The organism is Bradyrhizobium sp. INPA03-11B, assembly GCF_040446015.1.
GTDB classification, from domain to species: Bacteria; Pseudomonadota; Alphaproteobacteria; order Rhizobiales; family Xanthobacteraceae; genus Bradyrhizobium; species Bradyrhizobium macuxiense_A.
Genome location: NZ_JASGSR010000186.1, coordinates 1 through 11,167, shown reverse-complemented (window position 1 = coordinate 11,167; position 11,167 = coordinate 1). Strand labels below are relative to the sequence as shown.

At 64.8% G+C, this 11,167-nt stretch carries 9 protein-coding genes; 3 read left to right on the top strand and 6 right to left on the bottom strand.

The features are described from left to right. Window positions 1-144: 144 nt before the first annotated feature. The 4 genes from QMZ05_RS38555 to QMZ05_RS38540 all read right to left on the bottom strand — a co-directional run bounded on the left by QMZ05_RS38555 (window position 145) and on the right by QMZ05_RS38540 (window position 6,437). Entirely contained in the window at window positions 145-2,616 is a 2,472-nt protein-coding gene (locus QMZ05_RS38555) for a TonB-dependent receptor (protein ID WP_353705516.1), read from the bottom strand. A 531-nt stretch (window positions 2,617-3,147) separates the two neighbouring features. Next, window positions 3,148-3,822, bottom strand: a complete 675-nt coding sequence (locus QMZ05_RS38550) for an RraA family protein (RefSeq protein WP_353705515.1) — start codon at window positions 3,820-3,822, stop codon at window positions 3,148-3,150. Window positions 3,823-4,061: 239 nt separating this feature from the next. After that, a complete protein-coding gene (locus tag QMZ05_RS38545; protein WP_353705514.1) occupies window positions 4,062-5,087 on the bottom strand; it encodes an amidohydrolase family protein in 1,026 nt (341 codons plus the stop codon). Window positions 5,088-5,108: 21 nt separating this feature from the next. Continuing rightward, window positions 5,109-6,437: an MFS transporter gene (locus QMZ05_RS38540; protein WP_353705513.1), complete on the bottom strand. Its 1,329-nt coding sequence runs from the start codon at window positions 6,435-6,437 to the stop codon at window positions 5,109-5,111. A 201-nt stretch (window positions 6,438-6,638) separates the two neighbouring features. Here QMZ05_RS38540 and QMZ05_RS38535 point away from each other — a divergent pair, with 201 nt between their 5' ends. Then, window positions 6,639-7,574, top strand: a complete 936-nt coding sequence (locus QMZ05_RS38535) for a LysR substrate-binding domain-containing protein (protein WP_353705512.1) — start codon at window positions 6,639-6,641, stop codon at window positions 7,572-7,574. A gap of 235 nt (window positions 7,575-7,809) precedes the next feature. Further along, window positions 7,810-8,160, top strand: a complete 351-nt coding sequence (locus QMZ05_RS38530) for a hypothetical protein (RefSeq protein WP_353705511.1) — start codon at window positions 7,810-7,812, stop codon at window positions 8,158-8,160. A 9-nt stretch (window positions 8,161-8,169) separates the two neighbouring features. On the opposite strand, the gene QMZ05_RS38525 is transcribed toward QMZ05_RS38530, so the two are convergent. Together QMZ05_RS38525 and QMZ05_RS38520 are read right to left on the bottom strand one after the other, a co-directional pair. After that, complete coding sequence (locus tag QMZ05_RS38525) at window positions 8,170-8,883, bottom strand: gamma-glutamyl-gamma-aminobutyrate hydrolase family protein (RefSeq protein ID WP_353705510.1); 714 nt, start codon at window positions 8,881-8,883, stop codon at window positions 8,170-8,172. Between the two features lie 246 nt (window positions 8,884-9,129). Continuing rightward, a complete protein-coding gene (locus QMZ05_RS38520; RefSeq protein WP_353705517.1) occupies window positions 9,130-10,083 on the bottom strand; it encodes a hypothetical protein in 954 nt (317 codons plus the stop codon). Between the two features lie 390 nt (window positions 10,084-10,473). Between QMZ05_RS38520 and QMZ05_RS38515 the strand changes: the two genes are divergently transcribed. Continuing rightward, the gene (locus QMZ05_RS38515) at window positions 10,474-11,034 is read left to right on the top strand and encodes a cytochrome b (protein WP_353705509.1); all 561 of its coding nucleotides are present in this window, start codon (window positions 10,474-10,476) and stop codon (window positions 11,032-11,034) included. The last annotated feature ends 133 nt before the right edge of the window (window positions 11,035-11,167 follow it).

Sequence of the window (11,167 nt, the reverse complement as noted above, 5' to 3'; positions counted from 1 at the left end):
CGTGGCAAGCTCAAGCGCGCCGGATGGAACGATGCCTTCCTCTTCGAACTCCTCGGCCACATGCGATAGCCCTGCCCGCAAGCGGGAGAGGTGCAGCGAGTTCGCATCACCGGATCGCTTTAACTGACTTGACGACGCGCTAAACTAAAACTTCGCCCTGATGCCGGCATAGGCGGCGAGCGGCATGCCGGGCACGAAGGCGCGGGGATCGCTCAGCTGCGCCATCAGGTTGGGGGCGCCTCCGGCGCTGACAAAGCCGCCGGTCTGATAGAATGCGCCGTTCAGATAGTAACGCTGGTTGAACACGTTGTTGATCAGGCCGAACACCTCGATGTTCTTCGTGATCTGATATGACGTGTGCAGATTGACGACCGAGTAGGCCGGCACCTTCGGACTCTGGTTGGTGTCGTCATGGATCAGCCACTGGCTGCCCACGACGTTGAGGTCGGCGCCGACCTTCCACGCATCCGTGAGGTTGTAGTCGACGCCGGCCTTGAAGCGGTGCGCGGGAATGCCAGGGATGTGGTCGCCCGGAGTGACGTTGACAAATTGCACGCCGGCGTCGCTTACGAGCGCGTTCGGATTGTTCGGCGAGGACAGCGTGATCGCGCTCTGATAGGTCGCGTTGACATAGGTGTAGTTGGCATAGGCGTTCCAGCGATCGAAGCGGTAGTCGAGCTTGGCCTCGATGCCTTGGCGCAAGGTCTGCCCGGCGTTCTGGAAGTATCCGAAATTGTTGACGCCGAGCGGGCTTGCCACGTGGATGATGTCGTCGTCCGACAGGGTGCGGAACGCGCCCACGCCCCAGCTCAGCACGCCCGTCCTGGCATCGCGGCCCCAGCTGCCGCGCAGGCCCGCTTCGACGGAGTGCGACACCACCTGCTTGAGCGGCGGGTCGGCGACCAGGAAGGTGTCGATCATGCAGGGATGGTTGGGATCGGAGCAGCCGAGCTCCAGCGGCGTCGGCGTGCGGTTGGCTTCCGAATAGCCGGCATAGGCGGTGAGGTTCGGGGTGATCTTGTAGGTGCCGCCGATCACCGGGTTGAAGCGCTGGAAGCGGTTGCTGCTGTTGAGCAGGTCGTTGGTCCCGGTCTGGTCCTGCAGATCGATCTGGGCGTAGTTGAATCGCCCGCCCGCCGTCACCGAGAACTTGTTCGTCACATCGAATGTGTCGGTGAGGTAGATGCCGGTGTAGGTGTTGGTGGCGCGCAGATCGACCGGGCTGAGACCTGCGTCGGGCTGGTTGATGAAGACGCCGGTGCCGGTGACGAACAGGTTGTTGGGATCGATCGTTCCGAGCTCGCTGGTTGCCGTGAACTTCGTATTGCCGTGATCGACGCTGATACCCATCACGACGTGGTTGTCGTGCCCGAACAGCTTGTCCGAGTTGGTCAACTGCGCCGTGCCGCCGTAGCTGTTGGTCGCGGCCCGGTTACGATCGATTTCGCCAAGGAAAGCGTTCCCGAGCGTGTTCGGAGTGGCTGGGCCATCGGCCGGACCGAAGACCGGAAGGCCGTCGCCGATGCACAAGGTGGTGGGATCGTCGCATGGCGCAACGTCGGTGCCGTTGCCATCGGCGTGGGTCTGCCGGAAGCCACGGAAATAGGCATTGCCCTGGAACGACCAGGTGTCCGAGAAATTGTGGCTCAACGTCGCGTTGACGAAGGCGAGTTGCAGCAGCGTCGATTGCGGCCAGGTGTAGACGCTCGACCAGCGCTGGTTGAGCATCTCGACCGGCGTTGCCGCGACGTTGCCGAGCAGGTTGCTGGCGCCGGTGAAGTTGACGTGGAATTCGGTGTCATCGTTGCGCGCGCCGACGTCGACATACATCCGGTTGATGTGCGAGGAGTTCGCATGGTCGCGCCAGCCGCGATCATAGGCGGATTCGAACGCTGCATAGGCGGAGATGTTGTCCCGCTGGCCGCCGGCCTGCACGCCGCCCTGCACGCGCCCGTAGGAGCCGCCGAACAGTTCCGCCTCGGAGCCCTGATAGGTGAAGCCGTTCTTCATCTGGATGCTGAGCGCGCCGCCGATCGCGTTCAGGCCGAAGATCGGGTTGTTGGGCACCAGCGAAACCCGGTCGATGGCCTTTTCCGGGATGAAATCCCAGTTCACCACGTCGCCCCAGGATTCGTTGATGCGCACGCCGTTCTGATAGACCGCGATGCCCTGCGGCGTGCCCTGAACCGGCGAGGCGACGAAGCCACGGTAATCAAGCGTGCGCTGGAACGGGTTACCGGTCTGGTCGGTGAGCGTGACGCCGGGCAGCTTGCGGTTCACCGAGTCGAGGAAGTTGGTCGAATAGTTGCGGCTGAAATCCGCCGAGGTCAGCACCTCGGTGTTGGACGGGATCTTGTCGCGGTCGAGCAGGCTCGAGTCGCGCTCGGAGGGGCCGGGGACCCCGGCGCCGCCCTCCGGCGCCGCCACGGTTTGCACTGACGCAGCCCGTGTCCGGGCGGTCCGCGAGGTCCGCACCAGCGGCCGTGAGGCGGGCTTGATGCTGCGCGTGCCTGACAGCGGCGAGGGGGCAATCACGGTGACCGGCGGCAACTCGGTCGGGGCGGGGGTCTGGGCGCCCGCGGTCAGCGGCGCTGCGGCTCCGATGGCGGTGAGCACGGCCGCAGCGCCGCGCGTATGGACCGAAGAAGACAGAAACCGTGTTGCCGTACGCAACAACGTACCAGCCATAACGCCCACCCCATTGTCGCGGTTCGGCTTTTATCCCCGACGAACCCTGGCTTTGAGACTGCGGGAGTGCCGGTGCTTTGGCAAACGAGATGTGTCCCGGGAGGGCGGGATTCTTTCCATCTGTCATCGGGAAAAATTCCCGATGCCCGGCGGGCGGATGCGCGTACCCGATGCGGGACAGGTGATTCCGGTCCGCTTTGCGCGGCTTGGTGCCCAAGGGGTGGGCATTCCCGCCTCCGGGGAGCAGCAGTTTGGATCGAGATTGGGCCGCGTCGGCGCTGCGCTCCCTCGCCCCGTTCTTACGGGGAGAGGGTTGGGGTGAGGGGCTCTCTCCGCCAGGCAGTGGGGCGTTGAAGGACCTGTACCCCCTCACCCGGAACGCATCTAACGATGCGTTCCGACCTCTCCCCGCAAGCGGGGCGAGGTAAAGCAGGGGTGCTGCTCGATCGGAGAGAGAAGTCAGTCCTTGAACTCGCAGCCGAGCCGCTGCAGGGCCTCATCGACCCAGCGGCGGTCGCTGGTGCCGGCGAGGATCTGCTGGATCGCCTTCTCCTCGGTTGCCTTCTTGGCCTCGGTCAGCTTGCAGATCGCCTCGGCATCGTCATGGGGCACGCAGAGCACGCCGTCGTCGTCGGCCACGATGAGATCGCCGGGTTCGACGATCATGCCGTCGATCGAGATGGCGCAATTGATCTCGCCCGGGCCGTCCTTGTAGGGCCCGCGATGGGCGACGCCGGCGGCGAACACCGGGAACGATCCGGCGCGGATCGCGCCGGCATCGCGGATCGAGCCGTCGATCACGAAACCCGCCACGCCCTTCTTCTCGGCCAGCGTCGACATGATCTCGCCGATGATGGCGTTGACCAGGACGCCGCCGGCATCGACCACGATCACGTCGCCCGGCTGAGCCAGGTCGATCGCCTTGTGCACCATCAGATTGTCGCCGGGCCGGGTCTTCACGGTCAGCGCCGGGCCGCCCAGCCAGCCGCCTTTATGCATCGGCCGCAGCCGGTTGGTGCCGGCGATCCGCGACATCACATCGCTGATATTGGCGACCGGCAGGGTGCGGTAGCGCGCGACGAGGTCGGGCGACACTTTCCGCTTCGCCTTGTGAATTGCAAATCCTATGGCCATCGGTTTTCTCCGGGGTCTGCTTGAGCGTGATTGCTTAGAGCATGATTGGATTGGGTTAAACTGCGGCCGCGCAGCAGATGGGCTCCCTCTCCCGCTTGCGGGGGAGGGCTGGGGTGGGGGCTCTCTCCGCGAGTCGTGTCGTGGAGAGAGCCCCCACCCGCATCGCATCCTGCGATGCGACCTCCCCCGCAAGCGGGAGAGGTGAAGCGGGTCTGCGGCCGGATCGGTTCAACCATCGCCTAATGCCCGCGGCGGTCGAGATGGGCGTTGAGGCGAGGATAGACGCGGCGGGCGTTGCCTTCAAAGATCTTGGCCTTGTCCTCGGTGCTAAGCGGCAGCGCATCGATGTAGCGGCGGGTGTCGTCGAAGTGATGACCCGTTTCCGGATCGATGCCGCGGACCGCACCGACCATTTCCGACGCGAACAGGATGTTCTCGACCGGGATCACCCGGGTCAGCAGCTCGATGCCGGGCAAATGATAGACGCAGGTATCGAAGAACACGTTCTTCAGCAGATGCTCCGACAGCGGCGGCAGCTTCATGTCCTGCGCGAGGCCCCGGTAGCGGCCCCAGTGATAGGGCACCGCGCCGCCGCCATGCGGGATGATGAACCGCAGGGTCGGGAAGCGCTTGAACAGATCGGAAGTCAGGAACTGCATGAAGGCGGTGGTGTCGCCGTTGAGGTAATGCGCGCCGGTGCCGTGGAAGCAGGGATTGCAGGACGAGGAGACATGGACCATCGCCGGCACGTCGAGCTCGACCATTTTCTCATACAGCGGATACCACCATTCATCGGTCAACGGCGGATCGCACCAGTAGCCGCCGGCCGGATCGGGATTGAGGTTGCAGCCGACGAAGCCGAGCTGCGTCACGCAGCGCTCCAGCTCCTCGATGCAGTTCGCGGGCTTGACGCCCGGGCTCTGCGGCAACTGGCAGACGGGAACGAAGTTCTGCGGAAACAGGGTGCAGACCCGGTGGACGAGGTCGTTGCAGATCGTCGTCCATTCGCGGCTGGTCGCTTCCTTGCCGACATGATGCGCCATGCCGGCGGCGCGCGGCGAGAAGACCGTGACGTCGGTGCCGCGCTCCTTTTGCAAACGAAGCTGCGCACCCTCGACGCTCGAGCGGATCTCGTCATCGGTGATGCCGAGATTGGTGGTGAGCGGCCGGCGCGATCTGTCGGCGAGACCGGCGAGCTGCTTGTCGCGGAAGATCTGCAGCTTGGCCGGCTCGGTGGTGTAGTGGCCGTGACAATCGATGATCATGATTATTTCCTTACGCGGGTGTCAGTGGGTGACGGATGACGGGATCGCGCCGGTCAATTCCGTTTCGCGCGGCTTGACGCGCATGGTGGCGGCGATGGCGGAGGCGACGAACAGGAAGCCGGCGATGCCGACCAGTGCCCAGGAGAAGCTTCCGGTGGAATCCTTGATCAGGCCGATGCACCACGGACCGATCAGCCCGCCGAACTGCGCCAGCGTGTTGACCATCGCGATCGAGGCGGCGCCGGCTGCGCCGGTTAGCAGCGAGGCGTTGATGCTCCAGAACAATGGATTGCCGGCGTTCAGGCTGAAGCCGACGATGCACAGGAACACGAAGGCCAGCACCGGGCTCGCGACATAGGCGCTGCCGAGCATCGCGACCGCGGCGAGCAGATAGACGGCGGCGAGATGAAACTTGCGATCGCCTGTCTTGTCCGAGCTGCGGCTGACCACGATGGTGCCGACGACGCCGAGCAGCGGCGGGATCGCCGAGAGGAAGCCGACCTGGATGTTGCTGAGATCGCCCATGCCCTTGATGATCTGCGGCAGCCACAGCAAGAGGCCGTAGATGCCGACCAGCGCGCAGCCGAACAGCGCCGCCAGCAGCCAGACCCTGATATCGAGCACGCATTCGATCAACCTGTGCTGCCCTTGCTGCTCGATCTCCGCCCGCTCGGCGGCGAGCTCGCCCTCCAGCCAGGCGGCCTGCTCCCTGGTGAGCCAGCTCGCCTTGGCCGGGCGGTCGGTCAGATAATAGAGCGTGAACAGGCCGAGCAGAATGGTCGGCACACCCTCGGCGATGAACATCCATTGCCAGCCATGCAGGCCGGCCGTGCCGTCATACCAGGTCATGATGCTGGTCGAGATCGGCCCGCCGGCTACGGCCGAGAACGAGCCGGCGATGATGTAGCCGGCGACCGCGCGGGCGCGATAGCGCGAGGGGAACCAGTAGGTCAGATAGAGCACCACGCCGGGCATGAAGCCGGCTTCCGCGACGCCGAGGCCGAACCGCATCACGTAGAGGCTGAGCGGATTCCAGACAAAGGCGGTGAGTGTGGCGACGAGGCCCCAGGTGATCAGGATTCGCGCCAGCCAGATCCGCGCCCCGAGCCAGTGCAGCATCAAATTGCTCGGCACCTCGAGCACCATGTAGCCGAGGAAGAAGATGCTGGCCGCAAAGCCGAAGATCGCGGGGCTGAGCCCGAGATCCTTGTTCATCGTCAGCCCGGCATAACCGAGATTGATGCGGTCGAGATAGTTGAAGAACATCATGACAAAGAGGATCGGGATCAGCCGCCAGTAGACCCGGCGGATGGTTTGCTGTTCGAGCTCGCTGACGGACGCCTGGCCCATTGGATTCTTCCCTTGCTTTTTGTTGTCGCGCCTGTGATCCGAGCCGGGCGGAACGCCTGTTATTCGCGGCGATTTCGCATGGCTGACCGGCAGCGCGTGTTGCCCCTTGGAGGGACCGCGTTTTGGCGCCAAGATCGGGAAACGGTCCTGGGAGGTCAAATACCGCTTTGACCCGTCACTTATAGGGAATCGGAATAAGCGATGGACTACAGGCAGCTTCGCTATTTCATCGCGGTGGCCGAGGAGCTCAGCTTCAGCCGCGCCGCCAAACGGCTGCATGTCAGCCAGCCGCCGCTCAGCACGCAGATCAAGGCGATGGAGGAGGAGCTCGGCACGAAACTGTTGTCGCGGACGCGGCGTGCCGTGGAGCTCACCCAGGCCGGCCAGTTGCTGCTGGAGCACGCGCGCCGCGCCGTCAGCGAGCTCGACCTCGCGTCGGAGACCGTGCGGCGTGCCGCGCGCGGTGAAGCCGGTGCGGTTCGTGTGGGCTTCACGGATTCTGTTCCGATGCTCGACATGTTCGCCGAACTGTTTCGCAGCTTCCGCGCCAGCTATCCGCGGGTAAAGATCGAGCTCCGGCACATGTCGACGGCGAAGCAGCTCCAGGCCCTCGCCGACGCCGAGCTCGATGTCGCGATCATGCGGCCGCCGCTCGACTTCCGGCCGGCGGCCGACTTGCAGGTCCATGTCGTCTGGCGCGACCGGTTGATGGTGTTCCTGCCGATCGATCATCCGCTCGCCACAGCGCCCGGCAAGCTCAGCGTTGCCGATCTTGCCGAGCATGAATTCGTCGGCATGGCGGAGAGCGGTTGCGGCGTCGGCGATCAGGCTGCGATGCTGTGCCGGCGCGCGGGCTTTGCGCCGCGCATCGCGCAGGAGGCGCATGAATTGCGCACGGTGCTCAGCCTCGTCGCGGCAGGGATCGGGCTTTCGATCCTGCCGTCCTGCTACCAGCAGGCCGGCGTCATGAACGTCGTCGCCAAGACGCTCGATACGCCCGACGCCGAAAGCCGCATGCTGGTGGCGATGCGCTCGAACGCCTCGCTGCTGCCGCGCCGGTTCGTCGAATGCGCATTGCAGGCGGCATCGCGCAGTGCGCCACCGCTCATCCCCGAGGTCGCCGCAGCGAGCCGCTGATCGAGCCACGCGGAAGGCGACCGGCCGCCTGGCGCGTGTCGCACGCGACGGTCCGCGCACCCCATACTTTCGTTGGCAGTAGTCTCCCGGAATGCAGTCTGGCGCTGCACTTGCATAGCTGAATCTCAGGTGCTGGGGCGCCGATTCGTCGTGGTCTCGCCTGCGACGGCAATGTCGCGGGCGAATGGTTGGTGATGCGCGCCCGCAGCTGATCGAGATCTGCGGAGACGACAACATGCACGTTCTCACACGTGCGGCGGTCCTGCTTGGGGCGATGTCGCTGACATCGCCGACCCTGGCGCGCGACGACGGCCGCTACGCCAATTCACCGTTAAAACCCTGGTTTGAAAGCCTGCACAGCGGCTATGGACAATGCTGCTCGGACGCCGACGGATCGGTGGTTGCCGATCCGGACTGGGAGTCGGATCACGGCCATTATCGCGTGCGCATCGACAGCGAATGGGTTGTGGTGCCGAACGAGGCCCTGATCACCGAGCCGAACAAGATCGGACGAACCATGGTGTGGAAGCACTATATCGACGGCCACCCGCGCGTGCGCTGCTTCATGCCGGGCAGCATGACCTGAGGTGCGGTCTCACGTGGGCGTGCGGCGCGTGAGGAAGCGCGTGATCACGCCGCCGAGCGCGGCGTGGTCGAGCGGCTCGGCGAGCGATGCCTTGGCGATGTCGACCATGGCATCGGGCGCGAGGCCGCGGCGCAGGTCGCACAGCGCGTCGGCATAGTCGGCGGCAAATTCCGGATGCGGCTGCACCGACAACGTCGTGCCGTTGGCATAGAGCAGCCCGGCATGCGGCGTGAATTCGGATGACATGATGGTGCGTGCGGAGGCGGGCGGGATGATCACCTGGTCCTGGTGTGAGGCGGCCACAGCGATCGTCTCGCCGGCGAGCAGGCCGTTGTCCGGCGCGAGTTGATAGACGTGCCGGCCGATGCCCCAGCCCTTCTCGGACTTGCGCACGGTGCCGCCGAGCGCCTGCGCGATCAGCTGATGGCCGAAGCAGACGCCGACCATCGGAACATGCTTGTCATGGGCCGCGCGCACGAAGGCTTCGAGCGGCGCGATCCATTCGACATCGTCATAGACGCCTGCCGCAGATCCCGTGATCAGGATCGCATCCAGCGTGGCTGGATCGGGCAGCGCCTCGCCCCTGGCGACGCTCACGACGTCGCAGGTGACAGATGGATCTGAAGTGGTCACCATCCGCTGGAACATCTGCGGATAGCTGCCGTGGCGCTCGCGGTATTGCGGGCTGACGAGCCCGGTTTCGATGATGGTGATGCGGGGCATGAAACGCGCTGACGGAGGAGCGAGGATGACCCAGCCTTTACTCCGAAAGCACTGATAGAAACAAGCTCCGCACACCCGTCATTGCGAACGAAGCGAAGCAATCCATTGCTCCGCGGGCGGATAGATGGATTGCTTCGTCGCTTCAGCGCAAAATTGCTTTGCAATTTTGTCGCGAGCTCCTCGCAATGACGGGGATGCAAATCGGCAGATCCCAGGATGAGAGGATGTCCGGCGCCGGATCGTCGATCAATTCTGCGACGGTGCCGCCGCATCGATCGTCGCGGTGTGCTGCGCTGCCGGCGTCGTGCCGGCGATCGCAGGCGTCGTCGCCACGATCGCAGGCTCGGTGCGGTAGCGCGGCAGCTGATCCTCGAGCGAATAGCCGACGCAGAGCGCAAGGCTCGACCACACCGCCATGCTGAAATACAGCGACATCCAGGCGATCTCCTCGCGCCATTCGGCGATGTCGTGGGTCACGACCCAGCGCCGGCTGACGTCGCGCAGGCCGTCGAGCGGATGCAGCAGCGTGCCGCCGGCGGCGAGATTGGCGCGCCAGCGGTTCAGATACATCGGGACGTCGACGGTCATCAGGAAGGCGAGGAACGCGGCGATACCGACGATCGCGACGACGAAGGCCCAGCGCACCGGGCCGTGAAACTCCGGCAGCAGCCGGCACAGCGCGATCCCGACCAGGAAGAACACCACGGCCCAGATCGAATTCTCGATCGCATTGCAGAGATAATGGGTGGTCAGCACCGCATACCAGGAGAAGCATTCCGCGATCACGATCAGCGGCACGATGATCCAGGCGATGGTCACGGTGGTCTCGGCGCCGGTCATGGTGCCGAGCTGATGCAGGATGATCGCCCATTGCGCGGCGAAGCAGACCTCGGCGACGGTGGCGACGGTGCGGCCGACCACGACGCTCGACAGCCAGGTGTCGAACAGGCAGATGCGCTGCACGTCGGCGCGCGGCAGCACCGAGCGGAAGGCGCAGCCGAACACATAGGCGGCGCAGAGCAGCATCATCAGGCCGATGCCGGAGGTGTTGCTGAAGCTGCCGCTCGCCTGCTCATGGAACTGGCGGTACAGCGCGAACCAGACCGCGATGTTGGCGGCGCTGACGAGGCTCAAGAGACCCCACCACCGGACCACTGGATTCGACCAAGCCAGCGAAACCGGCCGTGCCCGCCGTTCCATGCTCATTCACCGCTCCGCGTGTAACCGAATTGATATCGAACTGTAGTAATTCTGTCATAGAAGGCGACGAATCACGACTAAAAAATGCGTGTGGCGCGGGGCCGGGCGGCTACGGATTGTGACAGCGTTTGTGACAGCGCGGCGTTTGTGACAGTGAGCGGCGGCCCGGCGTTTGTGACAACGCGTAGCCCGCCACACCCCTCTCGTCATTCCGAGGTCGCGCTTCGCGCGCCCGGAATGACGACGGGAGAGACCTGCCTCTCCAGCCTTCGCGATGGTGATCGAATGTGGCATCCGCGGCGGGTAGGCAGGCTCCGCCCGATCCTCTACAGAACGGCCTTCATTTTTCAGGCCGAACCCGCACGGGCTGGCTTCAAGCGAAGGCGCCTCGTGACGACGGACATCACGGCTAGCTACGACCCGCTGCTGCGCAGGATTCACTGGGCGACGGCAGTGCTGTTCATCGCCGCGATGCTGATCGGGCTGTATTGCGGGCTGCAGCCGGCGGGGACGTCGCCGCGGCGCGAACTGCTCGAGCTGCACAAGTCGCTCGGCGTCACCCTGTTCTTCCTGGCGATCCTGCGGCTGATCGTGCGCGCGGCGACCACGGCGCCGCCGGAGCCGGGATCGTTCTCGCCGCTGGTCCGGATTGCAGCAAGGCTCAATCACTGGGCGCTCTACGCCATCCTTTTCGTGATGCCGGTGACCGGCTACATGTTCTCGTCGGCAGGCGGTTACTCGCTGCGCTATTTCTGGACCTTCAGCTGGCCGCGCCTGTTCGCCGACAACAAGGCGGTGGCGGAGGCCGGTGAGCTTGCGCATGGCGCGCTCGCCTATGTCGTTTATGCCGTGGTCACGCTGCATATCGCCGCGACGCTCTGGCATGTCGTCGTGAAGAAGGACGAGACGCTGGCGTGGATGTGGCCGCGCGCGAGCCGTCGTCCGTCCTGAAGTTCGGGTTAGATCAGTCTAGCGGCAAACTTTGCTGCACCTCTCCCGCTTGCGGGGGAGGTCGACGCGCGACGAGCAACGCAAAGCGTTGTCCGGAGCGCGGCGGATGGGGGCTCTCTCCACAGTATGATTC